An 18,845-nucleotide genomic window follows, 5' to 3' on the forward strand; every position below is an offset into this window, starting at 1 on the left:
TGCTGGATCAGGTCCGTGGTCGGCTGCGGCTTCGCCATTACAGCATGCGCAAAAGGCGGCAAGGATCGGCCGCTGCCGCTGCCGCTGCCGCGCAGCCTGCGCGGGGAATTGATGCAGCAACGCGCGCCGGCGCTGCTGCTGCACGCCGCGGATCTCGCCGAGGGGGCGGGAAGGGTGTTCCTGCCACATGCGCTGGCGCGCAAGTATCCCACTGCCGATGTCGCGCCCGGCTGGCAGTATCTGTTCCCCGCCGCGCGTCGATCGGTGGATCCGCGCAGTGGCCGAGTGGGCCGGCATCACGTGTCGGAGGAAAGGCTGCAGCGTGCGGTGCAGGCGGCACGGCGCCGTGCAGGCATCGTCAAGCCGGCAACCTGCCACACCTTGCGGCATTCGTTTGCCACGCACCTGCTGGAGACCGGCCTCGAGATCCGCGCCGTGCAGGAGCTGTTGGGCCACAAGGATGTGGCCACCACGCAGATCTACACGCATGTGCTGGAGCGCGGGGCCTCGGCGGTGCGCAGTCCGTTGGATGGGCTAGGCGCCGGCGGTCAGTGACCTGCCGCCAAGAACAGCAACCCAGCTGTGGGCGTTTGTGGTCACGCGTCGGGACTGATGGCCCGAGGCCACCCAGAGCCCCTCCCACAGTGCAATACCGGGATGCCATGAAGACCGTGGGAGTCCACGGTCTTCATGGCAACCCCTCAACCGTCCAGCATCGCCTTGTCGCGTACCGCGCCCTTGTCGGCGCTGGTCGCCAGCAGCGCGTACGCCTTCAGCGCGGTGGTGACCTTGCGCGGGCGCACTTCCACCGGCTTCCAGCCTTGCGCGTCCTGGGCGGCGCGGCGGGCGGCCAGTTCGGTGTCGTCGACCAGCAGGTCGATGCGGCGGTTGGGGATGTCGATCAGGATCTTGTCGCCGTCGCGGACCAGGCCGATGGCGCCACCCGCCGCCGCTTCCGGCGAGGCGTGGCCGATCGACAGGCCGGAGGTGCCGCCGGAGAAGCGGCCGTCGGTGAGCAGGGCGCATTGCTTACCCAGGCCCTTGGATTTCAGATACGAGGTGGGGTACAGCATTTCCTGCATGCCGGGCCCCCCCTTGGGGCCTTCGTAGCGGATCACCACCACGTCGCCGGCCTGCACTTCGTCGGCGAGGATGCCCTTGACCGCCGAATCCTGGCTCTCGAATACCTTGGCGTTGCCTTCGAATACGTGGATCGATTCGTCCACGCCGGCCGTCTTGACCACGCAGCCGTCGAGGGCGATGTTGCCGTACAGCACCGCCAGCCCACCTTCCTGCGAGTAGGCATGGGCGACGTCGCGGATGCAGCCCGCTTCACGGTCGGCGTCCAGCGTCGGCCAGCGCGTGGCCTGGCTGAAGGCGATCTGGGTGGGGATGCCGGCCGGGCCGGCCTTGTAGAAGGTGTGCACGGCCTCGGCGTCGGTCTGGGTGATGTCCCATTGCGCGATGGCGTCGGCGAGGGTGCGGCTGTGCACGGTGGGCTGGTCGGTATGCAGCAGGCCGCCGCGCGCCAGTTCGCCGAGGATGGCGAGGATGCCGCCGGCGCGGTGCACGTCTTCGATGTGGTACTTCTGGATGTTCGGCGCGACCTTGCACAGCTGCGGCACATGCCGCGACAGGCGGTCGATGTCGCGCAGGGTGAACGGCACTTCGCCTTCCTGCGCGGCGGCGAGCAGGTGCAGGATGGTGTTGGTGGAGCCGCCCATCGCGATGTCCAGGGTCATCGCGTTCTCGAACGCTTTGAACGTGGCGATGCCGCGCGGCAGGGCGGTCGGATCTTCGGCGCCGTACCAGCGGTGGCATAGCTCGACCGCGGTGCGCCCGGCCTTCAGAAACAGCTGCTCGCGGTCGGCATGGGTGGCGACCACGGTGCCGTTGCCGGGCAGGGCCAGGCCCAGCGCTTCGGTCAGGCAGTTCATCGAGTTGGCGGTGAACATGCCCGAGCACGAACCGCAGGTGGGGCAGGCGCTGCGCTCGAACGCGGCGACCTTTTCGTCGGAGGCGTTGGGGTCGGCGGCGATCACCATCGCGTCGATCAGGTCCAGGTTGTGGTCGGCGAGCTTGGTCTTGCCCGCTTCCATCGGCCCGCCGGACACGAACACGGTGGGGATGTTGAGGCGCAAGGCGGCCATCAGCATGCCGGGGGTGATCTTGTCGCAGTTGGAGATGCACACCAGCGCGTCGGCGCAGTGCGCATTGACCATGTACTCCACCGAGTCGGCGATGATCTCGCGGCTGGGCAGCGAGTACAGCATGCCGTCGTGGCCCATGGCGATGCCGTCGTCCACGGCGATGGTGTCGAATTCCTTGGCCACGCCGCCGACGCGCTCGATTTCGCGCGCGACCAGCTGGCCCAGATCCTTCAGGTGCACGTGGCCGGGCACGAACTGGGTGAAGGAGTTGGCGATGGCGATGATCGGCTTGTGGAAGTCGGCGTCCTGCATGCCGGTGGCGCGCCACAGCGCGCGCGCGCCGGCCATGTTGCGGCCGTGGGTGGAGGTCTTCGAGCGATAGTCGGGCATGGGGGTATCGTGCGGTCGGAAGGCGGGCGGCGGGCTGGCCGAAGCGGGCGGCCCGGCGGGCCGCAAAGGGTTGCATTCGCAACCTTTTTGCACGCCTTACAGGGCCATTTGCCACAGTATCACGCGGCCTGCGCGCTTGCTCTTGCCGACGATGAACCGGCGCCTGACGTGGAGCGCGCGGACGCCGCCGCGCTACGCGATCCGGCGACCGGGCGCTGCGGATGCATGGGCTTGCGCGGTGCCGGCGATTTCCGTCTCCGCACGGAACCAGGCATCATCGCGTTCTGTGCTCAGGGAGGGGGAACCGATGAAGCGATCCAAGAAGGCCGCGCTGTTGCTGATGGGCACCGCGCCGCTGCTGTTCACCGCCTGCGCACCCGAAGCCAAGCGCCAGGAGGGGCTGTACACCTCGGTGGAGGCCTGTGCAGCGCAGACCCACGACATCAGCACCTGCCGCGAGGCGTTCAAGCAGGCGCAGCAGCGGTCGGCCGAGCAGGGGCCCAAGTACGCCAACCGCGAGCAGTGCGCGCAGGAGTATTCGGCCGAGCGCTGCGTGGAGCAGCGCGACAGCCAGGGGCATGCGTTCATCGGCCCGTTGATGACCGGGTTCTTCCTGTCGCAGATGCTCAATGGCAACCGCATGGCCGGCTTCAATGCGGCGCCGGCCTATCAGGACCGGCAGAGCCAGTGGCAGCAGCCCGCTGCCGCCGGGGCCGGCGCGGCCGCGGCCGCCAGTCTGCGCGGCAACCAGACCATGACCCATATCGGCGCCACGCCGAACCGGGCGGTCACGGTGAGCCGTGGCGGTTTCGGCGGCTCCAGCGGCGCGCGCGGCAGCGCCGGCGGCTGACCGCCGCGCCACTTTCTCTACCCGGATCCACCAAGGCAAGCACATGCAACGCATCGCAATCGTCGAACGCGGCGACTGGCGCGCGCAGGCCGCCGAGTGCGGCTTCCGCTTCCATACCATCGGCGGCGAACGCTACTGGGACGAACGCGCCTATTACGCGTTCAGCCTGCGCCAGATCGAACATGATCTGGAGGATCCCAGCGCCGAGCTGCACCAGATGGCGATGGGGCTGGTGGACGACATCGTCGCCAGCGAGGAGTTGATGCAGCGCCTGGCGATTCCGCCGGCGTTCCGCGACTGGATCGCCGAGAGCTGGCGGCGCCGCGATCCGCATCTGTATGGGCGCCTGGACCTGGCCTACGACGGCAGCGGCCCGGCCAAGCTGTACGAGCTGAACTACGACACGCCGACCTCGTTGTTCGAGTCGGCGTTCTTCCAGTGGCAGTGGCTGGAAGACCAGCGTGCGCAGGGCCGCCTGGCGCACGACGCCGACCAGTTCAATTCGATCCACGAGACGCTGGTGGAGCGCTTCGCCGAACTGGCGGCGCAGTTGCCGCCGCCGCTGTCCTTCGCCGCGGTGCGCGATTCGGAGGAAGACCAGGGTACGGTCGCGTACCTGCGCGATTGCGCGGCGCAGGCCGGGCTGTTCGGCGAGGCGATCGCGATCGAGGACATCGGCCTGTCCGAGGATGGGCGCTATACGGATCTGAACGACGTGGTGATCGGCGCCATGTTCAAGCTGTATCCGCTGGAAGACCTGTTCGCCGAACGTTTCGGCCAGGCCCTGCCGGGATCGGGCCTGCGCTTGCTGGAGCCGCCGTGGAAGGCGGTGCTGAGCAACAAGGGCATCCTGCCGCTGCTGTGGTCGCGCCATCGCGGCCATCCCAACCTGCTGCCGGCCGCGTTCGACGACGGCGCCGCGCTGCCGCCGGGCTGGGTGCGCAAGCCGCTGCATTCGCGCGAAGGCGCCAACATTTCCCTGCATCTGGCCGATGGGCGCATGCTGGAGAGCGACGGTCCCTATGGCGGGCCGTGCATCGTGCAGCAGGCGCATCCGCTGCCGGCGTTCGACGGCCGCTATCCGATGGTCGGCAGCTGGATCGTCGGCGATACCGCGTGCGGCATCGGCATCCGCGAGGACGACGGCCCGATCACCCGCGACAGTGCGCGCTTCGTGCCGCATGCGATCGTCGAAGCGGGGCGGCCGGGCGTGCTGTATGCCTGAGCCGGCGTGAGGTCGGTTGTCCGCCAGTGCCGAATGATCCAGCCATGGCGATGGCGATTGTGTGCCGTTGCCACTGCCCTGCAGGAGCCGGGCCGGCTGGTTTACTGTAGCGATCCCATCCACGCAGGTGCCACGCCATGGATCGCCATTCGATCGCGCAACGGTTGCAGCAGTTGAAGGACGAGCGCCGTGCGGGCGATGCGCAGCTGCAGCAGTTGGATGCGCGCAGCAGCGATCTGCAGCAGACGCTGACGCGGATCAATGGCGCGATCCAGGTGTCGGAGGAGGTTCTGCGCGACCAGGAGGAGCCGCCGGCTTCGGCATAGCGTCCTTCGGCGCAGTGGCGTTGCCGGTGGCGCCGGTCTCGCTCGGCCAGGCCTGCGCCGATGTTCGGCTGCGCGCTGGGGCCGCGGGATGCGCAAAGACGGGGCGCATCGCGACGTCCCCATCGCTGCATCGACTGCAGCGCCCAGGAAACAGAAAACCGGCGGGCATCGCTGCCCGCCGGTCGCAAGCCATCCTGGCCAGAAGCGTTGCCGTTACTGCACGCAGGTGTTGACGGTGTTCTGCGCCGAAGCGGTGACGCCGCCCAGGTAGGCGAAGCCCTGCGGCAAGGCCGGGCGGGTGCTGGTGTTGTAGAAGATGTTGAACAGGTCCTTGACCGCCTGCATGTGCGCGGCGCTGCCGTTGCCGCTGGTGAAGCCGGCCAGGTAGGTGATCGCCGCGATCGGGTAGGTGTTGGTGATGGCGGCGGTCGGATTGACCAGGCGCACGCAGTTCTTCACTGCGGTGGTGCCGCTGCCGGGCACGGCGTTGACGGTCGCACCGTCGAGCACGCGGCCGCTCAGCAGCGCCGACGCCGCCAGGGTCACCGGGGCAGGATTGCCGCTGGAATCCTTGCCGAAGTTCTTCGGATCGAAGCCGGCAACGGTCACGTAGCGCGCCGACTGCAGCAGCACTTCGCCGACGTCGGCATAGCCCAGTGCGTTGCTGTTGGTGACGCGTACCGAGGTCACCACGCCGTTGTTGCCGCTGGCGCCGATCGCGCGCGAGCCGTACACGCCGCTGGTGCCGCCCGGCAGGGCCGAGTTGAAGGTCTGGTTCGGGCTGAAGACGAAGCCCGACGGCACGTTGCTGGTGCCGTTGCAGGTGCGCGCCAGGTAGCTGGTGAAGGCGAAGGTGGTGCCGCTGCCGTCGGTGCGGTAGACGATCTTGATCGGACCGGTGGTGCCGCTGCCGGACACGCTGCTCCAGTCGCTGATCAGGCCCGAGTAGATCTGGCAGACCTGGGCGGCGCTCAGGTTGAAGCTGGCGGTCGGGGTGCTCTGCGGCAGCGCGATGGCGCCGGCCAGGGTCGGGACCTGGACGATGCCGACGCGGCTGGTGGCGTTGCCGCCACCCAGGAACGCGTTGTAGTCGGCGGTGCTGTACGGCGCGTCGGTGCCGATGAAGTCCGGAGCGGCAGCGGCGCCGCTGAGGCCCAGCGGCGACACGCTGAAGTCCTGGCAGGCCTGGTTGGCGGCGGTGCTGCCGGCCACGGTGTTCTTGCCGAAGCCGCTGCCGGTCTGGCAGTACGACACCTTGTTGGTGCTGCTGTTGCTGTAGGTCAGGAACACCGAACCGGTGCCCAGGGTCGCGGTGGTGAAGCCGCTACCAGCGGTGTTGCCGGCATTGGTCGACAGGCGCGCGTTCGGGGTCACGCCGGTATAGGTGTTGCCGACATACGGCTGCGCCGGAAAGGTGGCGCCGCCGCCGTAGAGGTTTTCGGCCGCCATGGCCGAACCGGTGGACAGGGTCGCGATCGCAATGGCGATCGCGCTGACGCGGGGGAAATTAAGATTAAGCACTTGCCTCTCTCCTTGGTGAGAAAACGACGGAATGGATCCGGGGGAATTCTTTACCTGTAGCGTGCTGGCGCCATCGACTGGCGCCTAGAAAGGTTGCGCTCGGAATATGATAATGCGGAGACATTCGGCGGAATATTTATTTACCTGTGATGCGCAGTCTGAAATGGCCTGATTTTCATAGCGATGACATAATGAATTGATCGGAAGCTAACGATCAACTCGATTATTTTCAGAGACGCGAATTGGTGTCTACAAAATGCGCCAATTTCTGCTTGCCACGGCGACGCCTGAACGCCGCCGCGGCCCGTGTCGCCGCACTGTCATGGACCGGGCTGGCAGCGCGGATCGTCCACCTTGCAGTCGCCGAACCCGAGCACCTGCACGGTGATGACCGAGGGCGCTTCGCGTGGCGTGGAGCTTCCGCGCGCCGCCAGGTCGCCGACCGCATCGGTCACCGCCGCCGCGGCGTTGGAGGCGGCGCTCAATGCGCCGCCGTCGACGTTGCGCGCGGTGCCGACGCCCACGGTGTCGCCCTGCACCTGGATGTTGTCGGCATTGGCGACGAACTGCGCGGCCACGATCAGGTTGCCGCTGGCGCGGATGCCGGCGTCGCCGGCATCGACGGTGCCGCGCGGGGCGACCAGCACCGCGTTGCCGCGCGGATCGTCCGTGTTCAGGCGCAGCGTGGCGATGCCGGCACCGCTGACCTGGCCGCTGGCATCGAGCACGCAGTACTGGTCCTGGTCGCACAGGTAGCGCGCACGTGCGCGCTCGGCGCTGGTCTTGCTGCCCTTGCCGGCGTTGATGTCGCCGTTGGAACTCCACAACATCAGGTCGCCGCCGCGCTGGGTGAAGATGCGGCTCTGCGCCAGCAGCACGCTGGCGTCGGTGAATACGCCGATGTCGCCTTGCCCCACCGCTAGGATGCCTTGCTGCGCCGGACCGATCAGCACGTTGCCCTGCGCATCGGTCACCACCGGCGGCGCCAGCACGCTGCCGACCTGCAGCCCGCCGCCGGGACCGAGGATGCGGATGTCGCCGCCGGCCTGGGTCTGCAGGGTGGAGCCGCGCATGTCCAGGGTGCCGGTGACGTTGCGGGTCGCCGCGCCGTTGGCGCCACCTTCCAGATTGTTGCGGGTGTAGCCCAGCCGTGCCGGGAACAGCGCTTCGATCGCGGCATAGCCGCGCGTGTATTTCTGGAAGTCCGGGCTGGCCCGATCGGCGTAGCCTTCGCCGACCTGTTTGAGCACGTCCAGGAAGACGCGTTCGCTCAGCAGGCGCCGGGTGGCGCTGGGCAGTTGGGCAAACTGGCGCCAGGCCTCGGCGGGCGTCGGCGTGTCCTGCTCGGTCGCGGCTTGCTGCGCGAGCGGCGTCGAGGCCGGTGCGGACGCGTCCTGCGCATGTTGGCGCACGAAGTCGAGCAGCCATTGCCGGTAGGTGTCGGTGTTCTGCTGGCTGCCCGGATCCAGATACAACGCGGCCAGCGCGTCGGCGTCCTCGCCGTTGGCCACGCCGTAGCGCACCACCAGGTCGGCGCCGGAGGTGGTGCGGATGCCGCCGGCATTGCGGTCGACAAGACCGATGCGCAGACCCTTCATCGCCTCTTCGGCCGAGGTCAGCGGGCCGAGATTGCGCCCGGCCTGCACCTCGAACGTCCCCGGGCCGTCGAGCGACATCCAGCCCCAGCGAACGGCCTGGTCGCCAAGCGGCCCTCCGAGGATCGAGGTGTAGCGGATGTCGCGCCCGGCCTGCACCCAGGTCACGTCCGAGGCCCGGTAGTTCCGCGCTCGCAGATCCAGGTTGACGATGTCGCGCCCGGCACGGATGTCGGCCGGTTTCGGCAATTGCAGGGTCAGCGGATTGAGCATGAAGCCATCGGCCGCATAGCCGCTCGCCACGTCGCCGTCGCGGCTGTAGAGGCGCACCGGTTGCGTGTCGTCCCGATGCAGGCCGAGTTGCGCGCCGCTGCCGGCGGCATTGTCGTTGCCGTCGTAGTTGCCGGTTTCGTCGAGCATCGCCAGTTGCAACCTGCTCTTGCCGGCGACCAAGGTGTCGTTGAACAGACGGATATCGCCTTGCGCCATCGCCTCGAGCTGCCCTTGCGCCGACGGATACAGGCGGCCGCCGGTCTCGAACTGCAGGCTGCCGGCGTGGGCGACCGCTTCCACCCGGGCCGGCAGCACGTTGTCGAACACGCCGTCGTTCAAAATGAGACTGTCGTTGCCGCGGCTCGCATCGCGCGCGCCGTTGCCGAACAGCGCCGCCGGCAGCTTGAGCGTGCCGAGGCGGATATCGCCGTTCAACGTGTCGATGGCGATCGCCGAGGCGCTGCCGTAGTCGGTGCCGGCGCGCGTGCTGTCGCTCATCAAGGCGGCGACGCCGCCGGAGGACAGTACGTAGCCGGGATTGACGATGGCGCCGAGCGCGGCGTCGCCGCCGGCATGGATCGTCCATTGCCCGTCCTGCAGCGCGAACACCGGATCGACCGCGCTGCTCACCTGCAGCAGCGTCCCCGTTGCGTCGTAGCCCTGGCCGCTCAGCGTGAATGCGCTGCCCAGGTTGCCGCCGGCGTCCAGGCGGCCTTGTCCGCGCGCGACGAAATAGTCGCCGCCGAGCACGTCGCGTCCGGCCTGCACCTGCAGGTCGCCGCCGCCATAGGTCTGGCGGCCCTGCGCGGTCAGCCGGTAGCTGGTCGGCAGCGACACCGACAGTTCGCGGATGTCGCGCCCGGCCTGCACCGCGACGTCGCCGCCGCTGCTGAGCACACCCTGGGCGAAGCCGCCGTAGTTGATCAGCCCGGCGCTGGGGGTGACGCCATCGGCGCCGACCGGATTGCCGACCTGCAGCCACGGCCACCAGGACTGGCCGACGTAGTTGCCGACCACGCCGGTGCGGCTGCCGTCGCGATCGAACACCTGGCGGTTGCCGAGGATGTCGCGCCCGGCCTGCAGCAGCAGGTCGCCGGCGGCCTCGGCATTGGCCTGCGCGCTGACCACCTGGTCGGCGCTGCGGCTGGCGGCGTCGCCGCGCACGATGCGGATGTCGCTGTCGGCGGCGCTGTCGGCGGCGGGTTGGCCGGCGCTGTAGATGCTGGCCGGCGCGTCGGCGTCGGCGAACTGCAGGTCGCGCGCGGCGGCGATCTGGATGCTGCCGGTGCCGGTGCGCACCACGGTCGGCAGCACGACGTCCTTCTTGCCGCTTTCCTGGTAGCGCTGGTGGCCGTCGAGCACCACGTCGGCGTCGCTGCCGGCGCGCAGCGCATCGGGGCGGATGCCGGCGAAATCGGCGCCGGCGACGATGCGGTAGCGGCTGCTGTCGCCGCCGATCAGGCTGCTGGTGGCGAGCGGCAGCGGATTGCTGGCGTTGGCCTGCAGCGACGGGGTGTTGTGGGTGGCCGCCGGCAGCAGCGGGCCGAGCACCGGTGCGGCGGGCAGGGCCAGGGTGGCCAGGCCGAACACGCCGGCGTTGGACAGCTCGGTGTTGTAGGCGAACAGGTCGAGCAGATAGCTCTGGTAGCCGGCCAGGTAGGTGGAGTAGTCGGCGGGCGAGGTCGGCGCGCGCGGCGCCTGCGGCTGGTCGGGGTAGTCCTGGACCGGGTAGCCGTTGTCCGGCGAATAGCTGTAGATCACCCCTTCCAGCAGGCTCATCGGCAGGCCGCCCAGGTCGTGCGGCTGCTGCAGCATGTCCAGCAATTGCAGGTATTGCCCGTAATACTGCGCGGCCTGGTCGGGATCGCCGAGGTCCGACAGCGGCGCCGGGAGCAGGCCGTCGATGCTGATGAAGGCGTTGTTGAAGGCGTTGTCGAGCAGTGTCTGGTAGGCGTTGGCCGCGCCGCTGTAGGTGCCCTGCGGGCCGCCGCCGCCGAACGGATTGCGCAGCTGGTAGAAGCCGTCGCTGAGGCTGGCCTTGATGGTCACGCCGCCCTCGGCGCGCAGGGTCAGCACCGGCGCGTTGCCGTTGTAGCGGAAGTCCAGCTGGTCGCGGTTGGCGCCGGCGCCGAGGTTCCAGTTGCTCATCACCCGGATCTCGCCGCCGTTGATGGCCGGATCCGGATTGCGCAACTCGATGCCGGGGCGCGCGCGCAGGTTGGGCAGGTTGCTCAGGCGCGTTTCGAACGCGAAGCCGGGACGTTGCACGAAGCCCATCAGCGTGCCGGGCGTGCCGGCGCTGTCGTCGGCATAGCCGTAGAACTGGCGATGCGCGGCGTTGGCGCTGTCCGGGGTGAATGCGTAGCGGGTGAGGTAGTCGGCGACCTGCGCCGGCGTGGTGGGCGCCGCCACCGCGTTGCCGGCCAGGTCCGTCCAGCTGCCGGCCAGCAGCGCGCCCTGCGCGTCGTACCAGCCGGCCGGATCGACGATGCCGTCGAAGTGTTTGACCGGATCGGTGCTGGCGTCGGTGGTGCTCCACACCGCGTAGGCTTCCAGGCCCACTTCGCGCGCGCCGCGCACGCTGGCGCCGTTGGCCACGGTCACGTTGACCTCGCCGTCGGCGAGCAGCGGCGTGCGGATCTCGACGCTGCCGCCGGACAGGCCGCCGGCGCTGCCGCCGGAGACATCCAGCACCGCGCCGGCGCCGAGTGCGATGCTGCCGGCCGCGCCGGCCTGCACGTTCTGGTAGCCGTAGTCGGCGTTGAGGGTGCCGTCGTCGCGGCCGCTGCTGCCCAGCGTGATCGTGCCGCCGCGCTTGTCGGCGGCGCTGCCGCGGGCCAGCAGCTGGCCGTCGATCGCCACGCCGTGACGGCCCCACAGTGCGATGCTGCCGCCCTGCGTGCCGGAGGCGTCGATGCTGCCGGCGATGCCGATGTTGCCGTTCGCCGCATCGCGGCCGCTGGCGTCGGCGCCGCCGTCGGCGGTCAGGGTCACCGCGTCGGCGCGCAGCGTGTTGCCGGCCGACAGCAGCAGGTTGCCGCTGCGCGCATGCAGGTCGATGGCGCCGTCGAAGCCGCCGCCGGCCAGCTGCGCCGCCAGCGGATCCAGCACGATCGCGCTGCCCGAATCGAGCAGGAAGCGCCCGCCGCGGCCCTGCGCGGCGTGGCCGTCGAGGGTGCCGGGCAAGGTCACCTTGCCTTGCGCCGCCGACAGGTTGACGCTGCCGGCATCGGCATTGCCCACGGCCGACACGGCGATGCGGGTGGTGGCATCGGCGCGCACGTCGCCGGCCATGGCCTGCAGCGTGACCGTGCCGCCTTGGGTCGGCTTGGTGGTGTCGAAGAACGTGCTGGCCACGCCGGACGCATCCAGCGTGGCGCCATCGTGCAGGCGCACCGCGCCTTCGCTGCTGCGCAGGACGATGCCGCCGGAATTGGCGCGGATCAGTCCGTTGCTGTCGATGCTGGCGCCGACCAGCGTCACCCGACCGCCCAGCGGTTGCGCCGCGTTGACGCTGCCGCCGCTGCCTTGCAGGCGCAGCGCGCCGCCGGTGCGCAGGGTCTGGTCGGCACCGGCGTCGGCCAGCAGCAGTGGGGTGCGCAGGTCCACGTCGCGCGTGCCGAAATCGAACTGACCACGGTCGCGCACGTACAGCGTCTGCGCCGCATCCACCGCGACCGCGCCGAACCCGGTCAGCTGTTTGTCGCTGCCGGCGAAGGCGACTTCGCGCCCTTGCAGGTGCAGCAGGCCGTCGCCGGACACGGTGTCGGCCGGTGCCGCGCTGGCGCCCTGGTTGGACAGGGTCAGCTGATCGGCGCTCAGGCTGACGTTGCGGCCGTCGCCGACGAAGCGGCCGGCACTGAGGGTGAGCGCATTGCTCACGCGCAGGTCCAGGCCGCCGGCGAAGTCCATGTCGCCGTAGCTGTGCAGGTTGACCTGCTTCGCCTGCGCGAACTGGGCCAGGCTGCCGGCGCCCAGCACCAGCCCGTCGGCATCGCCGCTGGCCGCCTGCGCGTCCAGCCGCACGTGGCCGGCGCTGGCATCGATGCGCTGGCCGCGCAACAGCGCGCCGGCATCGATCGCGCTGTCGCCGGTGGAATCCAGGCTCAGTGCCGCGCCGCCGTCGAGCAGCGCGCCTGCGCCGATCTGCAGCCGTGCGCGCGCCTGCGTCGCCTCCGGCACGTTCGCCCGTTCGATCGTGGCCGCGCCGAGGCTGGACAGGCGCACCAGCGTGCCGTCGCCGCTGCTGCCGCCGTCCTCGCCGATCAGCAGCGTGGCGGCCGCGCGATCGCCGCTGCCGCCCTGGGCCCGCAGCACGCTGTCGGCGTCCACGCGCAGGCCGCCGTCGGCAGCGTCGCTGGCGGCGGTCGCCAACAGCAGTTCCGGCGCTTGCAGCGCGCTGCCGGCGTCGTTGCTGACCCGCAACTGTTGCGAGGTGACCTGCAGGCGGGTGCCGTCGGCGCTCTGCTCGCGGGTACCGCCGAGCAGCAGGCTGCCGGCATTCATCGCGTTGAGCGCGCTCGCCTCCACGCCGACATAGCCGGCCGCGGCGGTCTGGCCGGTGCCGAGCACCTGCAGCGCGCGCGCGGCGATATCGATCTGCGCGGCGTTGCCGCCGCTGGCCGCGGCGGTGTTCAACGTCGCACCCAGGCGCAGCGCGTCGCCGGCGACGAGGATCAGTTGCCCGCCGTCGCGCGGCAGTTGCGGCGTCGCGTTGCCGGTGCCGGCCGCCTGCGCGGCGAAGAACGCATTGGCGCCGGTGCGGGTGTAGTCCGAGTACTGGCCCCAGGTCGCCGCCGACTGCACGTCGAACAGCTGGCTGCGCGCGCTGCGGGTGCCGCTCAGGGTATCGACCAGATAGCCGGCGACCACCGCGGTGCCGTCGGCCGCGACCAGGTTCTGCGCGGCGGTGGCGTCGGTGCTGCCGCTGCGCGCCACCACCCGGTAGGCGCCGGGCAGGGTGGCGTACTTGGCCGGCAGCAGCGTGTAGTCGCCATCGGCCAGGCCGGGCACGCCGCTCAGATGCACGGCGCTGCCGAGTGCAGGCGTGCCGCCCTTCTGTTCGAACGCCGCGTCGCTGGCGGCGACCGGTGTCTGCACCCCGGGCACGATCGCGTAGACCGTGCGGCCGTCCGCGTACAGCGGCACCTGGGTGGCGTTGCCGCTGGCATAGCTGGTGTTGGTCGAGGACAGCAGGTCGCGGCTACCGCCGGTGCCGGGCACCCACTCGCTGGCCTGCAGGTCGCCGCCGCCGGACAGGTCCACGCGTGCGCCGGGCGCCAGCGCGACGCTGTCGGCGTCCAGCCGGATCTGCTTCTGTGGCGGTGCGCTCAGCGCGGTGCTGCTGCCTTGCGTGCTGCCGTCGTAGCGCCACTGCGAACCGTCCACGGTGCTGCCGTACGGCAGGGTCGCGCCTTCCAGCGACACCGAGGTGAGGCTGCCGGCACCGAGGCTGACCTCCAGCGTCGGCGTCAACGTGCGAGTGCCGAACACCGCGCGTGTGGCCGTGTCGTCGAGCGCGCCCACACCGAGCAGCAGCCGCCCGCTTGGTGCGCGCAGGCGTCCGTCCTGCGCGATGCGGGTGGCATCCAGCGCCAGGGTACCACCGGCCGACAGCGGCAGCGCCGGCGCGTCCCCCTGGGCCTGGATGCGGACGCGGGTCTCGGCGCGGCTGCCGTCGCTGCCGAGCGCGCCGAGCGCGCGCACCAGGAAGGTCTCGCCGCTGGCCGGATACAGCTGCGCGGCGCTGAAGGTCAGATTGCCGGCGGTCAGCAGTTCGCCTGCGCGCGGCGTGGCGATGCCGTTGGCGTCGAGCAGATAGGCATAGGCGGCGGGCGTGTGGAACCGCACTGCGCCGCTGCTGGACAGGCGCGCCTCGCCGACCCCGTCCAGCGCGAACTGGCCGCCGAGATCGATCTGCGCGGCGTTCACCGTCAGCGTGGTGGCGCCGGGCGCCTGCGGTTCGGCCAGCACTGCGGCCGGGCTGTTCGGCGACTGCCACCCGTTGAGGCCGACGTAGGCGGCGCTCAGGCTGACCTGGCCGCTGTCGGCCAGGCTGCCGAAACCGGTCGCATCGCTCGCCAGCAGCGCATAGCGCGGTGCGTTGAACACCAGCGCGCGGGCCAGCGACAGCGCGACGTCGCCGGCGAAACCGACCGCCACCTGCGGGCGCAACGTGCCGGTCGGCGACTGGTCGCCGACCAGCAGGGTGTCGATGCCGCTGCCGCTCAGGCGATCGGCGGCGAAGTACAGCGGGCCGGGCGTGGCGGTGGCGTTCGGCAACGGCGCGCCGGACTGCGCGCCCTGCGGCAGGCGGCTGTCGTGCTGGGTGAAGATCACGCCGCTCGGACCGGGCAATACCTGGTTGCTGCCGTCGACCAGGTTCAGCGGCAGCAAGGCCAGGGTGCCGCCGCGGTCCTGCGCGCTGCCGCCGCCAGCGTGGAGGCTGCCGTCGAAGTACAGGCCGGTGCTGGCGGCCAGGTCCAGGCGCCCGCCGGCGCTGCCCACGGGCTGCGCCTGCAGCGTGTCGCCGCCGCCGATGATGGGCTTGCCGCTGGGCAGGTCCAGCACCGCGCTGGTGCCGGACAGGTCCAGCTGCGCGCCGGCGGCGACCACGATCGCGCCGCTGTCGTTGCTGAGGGTGATGTGGCCGCCGTCGAGCACGCGTCCGCTGCGCGGCCGCACCAGGCCGCTGGCGCCGGGCTGCAGCGCGGCCTGCGGATCGAGCAGGGCGATGCCGGAGACATCCAGGCGGCTGTTGGCGCCCAGCCACAGCGCCTTGCCCGCCGCCGCATACGCCGGGCCGCGGTCCACGTCAGGCGCCGCGGACAGGCCCGAGTCGCGCGAGGTGTCGCCGGAGATGGCGATGCTGCCGCCCTGCGCCTGGATGCTGCCCAGCACCTCGACCTGGCCACGTCCGCCGATGCGCACGTTGGCGCCCGGATCCAGCAGCAGCTGCGTGCCTTCGTCGAGTAGCACTCGCCCCGTGGCGCCGCTCAGGCTGGGATTGCCGGCGACACGGCCGAGGAAGTCGCCACCGCGCAGCGCGAAATCGGTGGCGGGACGATAGAACGGATCCAGCTGGCCAAGCGTGGCGTAGCCATTGCCGCCGGCCTGCGCCGCACCCGCGACCACGTCGCTGCCGCTGGCGGCGCCGCGCAGCGCCTGCAGGTTCGGGAGCAGGTTGCGCTGGCTCACCCGCAGCTGGGTGCCGGCGACGAGGGTGGCGTCCTGCTCGGCGGCCAGGTCGTAGCTGCCGAAGCTGTTGTCGGCGAAGAAACCGGCATCCAGGTGCAGCACGCGCGCATCGCTTGGCGCGCTGCCGCCGATCTGCACGCCGAAGGCGCGCAGGCTCAGTGTGCCGCCGCCGGCGAAGTTGTCCGCGCGCAGATTGGCCGGGTCGAACTGCAGCAGCCCGGCGCCGTCGGCGACCGGGTTGTTGGCGGTGTAGGTGGGCGCGCCGGAACTCTCGTTGGATGGGCGCACGTAGGTATGCAGCGCGATGTCGCCGCCATGGCCGAGCGGCCGCCCGTCGCGCATCGCCAGCGCGCCGTCGGCATCGACGTAGCCGCCGCTGGAGGCGTCGAGCACGGCGCTGGGAGCGATTCGCAACGATGCGCTCTGGTCGACGTTCTGGCCGGTGGTCGCGTCGGTGAGCCGTGCCTGCAGCGCATCGAGGGCGATGCTGCCGCCATCGACGAAGGCGCTGCCCTGCGGAGCGTTGCCGAAGCGGCGGTCGTCGTTGATCCAGCGCCCGCTCACGTCCAGCCGCGCGCCGCCGCCCAGCAGCAGGTCGCCGTGGCCGAGCGACTGCTGTGTGTTGCCGACTTGCCGCGGATCCTGCACGTAGGCGAAGCCGCCGCTGCTCTGCAGCGCGATCTTGCCGGCGTGCGCGGTCAGCGTGCCGTCGATCTGCAGGCGCTGCGCCTGCAGCGAAATCGCGCCGCCGTCGGCGACCTGCAGCGCCGCGTCGGCGGCGACCTCGATCACCGGCGCGTTGCCGATGGTCAGCGTCTGCAATCCGCTGCCGTTGACCATCCGCGTGGACAGCTGCGACCAGAACAGCGCATTGTCGCGGTCCTGCGCCGAGGCTGCGCTGCCCGGCAACGCATCGGCGCGCGTCCCGAGCGTCAGCCCCTGCGGCAGCGCCGTGGCGTCGTCGACGATGCGCCAGCTGCGTTGCTCGCGGCTGATGTCGCCGTTGACCGACAGGCCGATCGTCGCGTTGTACAGGCCCACATCGCTGTCGATGCGCAGCGTGCCGCCCTGCGGCACGCTGCCGTTGCCGATCTGGTAGCGCCCGGCGAGCGCCTGCGCGGACAGATCGCCGGCGAGCAGCGCCACGCCCGGTTGCTGTCCGCTACCGCTGGAATGGCGGCCGAGTTCGATGTTCAGCGCCCCGGTGTCGCCGCCCTGCAGATAGTCGCTCTCGTAGTAGCGGCGGCTGCCCAGTAATGGATTTTTGAACTGTTCGCTCACGCCCCAGCGCGTGTGCGCGACGGTCTGCGTGCCGGCCACGCCCAGGTAGCGCATGGACGGGTCGGCGCTGGCCAGGTCGTACAGGCGGCCGTCGGCACCGAGCAGGCGCGGCGTTTCGACCATGCCGCCGAGCATGTGCACGTAGCCGCCGTCCATGTTCACCTGCGCGCCGGGCGCGATCACCAGGTCGCGCGCGCCGATATTGATGGTGCCGCCGTCGAGCAGCATTTCGTCGATCGTGCGCGGTACCTGATCGACATAGCCCTGCGCGTTCAGCAGCGGGCTGCCGACCCAGGCCTGGCCGTCGTCGCGCACACCGCTGGCGCGGCGATCGAATTGCAGCGACTGGCGGAACAGCGCGCCGTCGCGTTGCAGCGGCGCGTCGGCCAGTTCGTTCTGGCCCACGCGCGGGATCTGGATCAGGTTGCTGCTCATCGCCTGTCGCACGTCGGCGATGCCGGACACATTGAGCTGCGCGCCGCTATCGATCATCAGCCGGTTGTTGAGTGGGGAGCGACCCTGCAGCCGCGTCGTCTCGCTTCCCAGGCCGATCAGGTTCACGGTGCCGCCCGGGGCGAAGGTGAGCGACTGCTCGCGCAACTGCACCTGGGCGCCCGCCAGGATCATCTGCGGACCGAGGAAGGCCAGATCGGCGGCGCTGCTGGAGGTGGTGGTTTCGCCATCGTGCTCGGGCAAGGTGGCGGTGACCGAACCGGGCGCCAGTTCCAGCGCACCGCCCCTGTAGTTGGCCAGCGCATCGCCGCCTGAGGTGCTGTCCTGGTTGATCGCCAGCAGCATCACGCTGCCCGGGCGGCTGATGCTGGTGCTGGCCTGGACCAGGCCGCGCTGCTGCACGCTGTAGCCGGCCAGCGTCGCGTTGCCGCGGGTCGCCGCGATCGTGCCGCTGTTGACCAGCGAACCGATTGCGGAGCTGTCGCTGCCGGTCGGCGAGAAAAAGCCGCTGAAGCCCAGCGGCATGGTGTTGCCGCTGCTGGTGCCGAGCAGGGTCTGCAGCTCCTGCGACTGCCGCAGCCCCAGCACCGCCGCCAGCAGCGCCTGCCCGTCCTGCGCGGTCACCGTGCCGGCATTGCCGACGTTCGGCGCGGCGATCAGGGTATAGCCCTGGCTGCCGCTGGCGATGCGCGCGCCGCTGTCGATCTGGATGTCGCCCGGGGTCTGTCCGGCGGCCATGCTGTCCAGTCCGGTCAGCACCGTGCCGCTCTGCCCGCTGCTGCCGAACAGGCCGCGGGCGAGGAAGGTCTGGTCGCTGAGCGCGCGATTGCTGTCGAACAGATCCAGCGACGACACCAGCAGCGAATGCACGTTGACCTGGCTGGCGCCGCCGAACAGCACGCCGTTGCGATTGAGCAGGTAGACCTGGCCGGGCGCCTGGATGCGGCCCAGGATCCTGCTTGGCGCCGCGCCCGGGTCGTTGACCCGGTTCAGCGCGATCCACTGCGCCGCGTCGCTGCCGCCGGCCGACTGGTCGAACTGCAGCACGGTGCGGCTGCCGACGTTAAACGTCTCCCAATTGAGGATTGCCTTCTTCTGGGTCTGCTGGATGGTGACCTGGGTGTCGCCGCCGACCGTCTGCTGGGTCGGCGCGCGCGCGCCCAGCCAGACGTTGCGCTGGCCCAGGCGCGGATCGTCGCTGCGCACCGCGCCCGGATCGATGACTGCGCCGTCGGGCAGTTGCAGGCCGCCCTTGCCGAGACCATCGGGGACCATGCCGGCTTGCGCTGCCTGCGCCGCGGCGCGCGCGGCGGCCTGGGTCGCGTCCAGGGCCTGGCGAGCCTGCGCGGCGCGCTGGAACGCCTGCAGCGAGGTCTGCGCCAGCTTGCTGGCCGCCGCCGATTGCAGGCCCTGCTGCTGCGCCGCGGCCGCGGCCTGCGCGCCAGGATCGGCGCCGCGGCGCACGAACGGGCTGCTCTGCGCCTGGCTGCGGCCGACCAGGGCGGCCGAGATCGCCACGCTTAGCACCAGCAGGCGAAGGGGACGGCGGGTGCGGCGGCGGGTGCGGGGCATGGCGGCGATCTC

Annotated in this window: 6 protein-coding genes and 1 pseudogene; 4 read left to right on the forward strand and 3 right to left on the reverse strand. The window is 70.7% G+C overall.

Translation table 11 applies throughout. The features are described from left to right. Positions 1-51: 51 nt before the first annotated feature. Positions 52-555 (forward strand): annotated as a pseudogene (locus tag KHF85_RS02095) (tyrosine-type recombinase/integrase); the annotation flags it as partial. Between the two features lie 146 nt (positions 556-701). Here KHF85_RS02095 and ilvD read toward each other — a convergent pair. Continuing rightward, entirely contained in the window at positions 702-2,540 is a 1,839-nt protein-coding gene (gene ilvD / locus KHF85_RS02100; RefSeq protein ID WP_284568333.1) for a dihydroxy-acid dehydratase, read from the reverse strand. A gap of 307 nt (positions 2,541-2,847) precedes the next feature. On the opposite strand from ilvD, the gene KHF85_RS02105 reads away from it, so the two are divergent. The 3 genes from KHF85_RS02105 (at position 2,848) to KHF85_RS02115 (ending at position 4,941) form a co-directional block, all read left to right on the forward strand. Next, the gene (locus KHF85_RS02105) at positions 2,848-3,390 is read left to right on the forward strand and encodes a DUF1190 domain-containing protein (protein WP_284568334.1); all 543 of its coding nucleotides are present in this window, start codon (positions 2,848-2,850) and stop codon (positions 3,388-3,390) included. 43 nt (positions 3,391-3,433) lie between these two features. After that, complete coding sequence (locus KHF85_RS02110) at positions 3,434-4,615, forward strand: glutathionylspermidine synthase family protein (RefSeq protein WP_284568335.1); 1,182 nt, start codon at positions 3,434-3,436, stop codon at positions 4,613-4,615. 137 nt (positions 4,616-4,752) lie between these two features. Further along, a complete protein-coding gene (locus KHF85_RS02115; RefSeq protein WP_284568336.1) occupies positions 4,753-4,941 on the forward strand; it encodes a hypothetical protein in 189 nt (62 codons plus the stop codon). Between the two features lie 213 nt (positions 4,942-5,154). On the opposite strand, the gene KHF85_RS02120 is transcribed toward KHF85_RS02115, so the two are convergent. Then, positions 5,155-6,462: a PstS family phosphate ABC transporter substrate-binding protein gene (locus KHF85_RS02120; protein WP_284568337.1), complete on the reverse strand. Its 1,308-nt coding sequence runs from the start codon at positions 6,460-6,462 to the stop codon at positions 5,155-5,157. A gap of 320 nt (positions 6,463-6,782) precedes the next feature. Continuing rightward, positions 6,783-18,833 carry a filamentous haemagglutinin family protein gene (locus KHF85_RS02125; RefSeq protein ID WP_284568338.1) on the reverse strand — a complete coding sequence of 4,017 codons (12,051 nt, stop codon included), beginning with the start codon at positions 18,831-18,833 and terminating at the stop codon, positions 6,783-6,785. Between the last annotated feature and the right edge of the window lie 12 nt (positions 18,834-18,845).

This window comes from Xanthomonas graminis pv. graminis, assembly GCF_030168915.1.
Classification (GTDB): Bacteria; Pseudomonadota; Gammaproteobacteria; order Xanthomonadales; family Xanthomonadaceae; genus Xanthomonas_A; species Xanthomonas_A translucens.

Excerpts from the sequence above, each read along its gene's own strand:
- KHF85_RS02110 (WP_284568335.1), top strand. The coding sequence starts at position 3,434 with ATGCAACGCATCGCAATCGTCGAACGCGGCGACTGGCGCGCGCAGGCC.
- KHF85_RS02125 (WP_284568338.1), bottom strand. The coding sequence starts at position 18,833 with ATGCCCCGCACCCGCCGCCGCACCCGCCGTCCCCTTCGCCTGCTGGTG.
- KHF85_RS02105 (WP_284568334.1), top strand. The coding sequence starts at position 2,848 with ATGAAGCGATCCAAGAAGGCCGCGCTGTTGCTGATGGGCACCGCGCCG.
- ilvD (WP_284568333.1), bottom strand. The coding sequence starts at position 2,540 with ATGCCCGACTATCGCTCGAAGACCTCCACCCACGGCCGCAACATGGCC.
- KHF85_RS02115 (WP_284568336.1), top strand. The coding sequence starts at position 4,753 with ATGGATCGCCATTCGATCGCGCAACGGTTGCAGCAGTTGAAGGACGAG.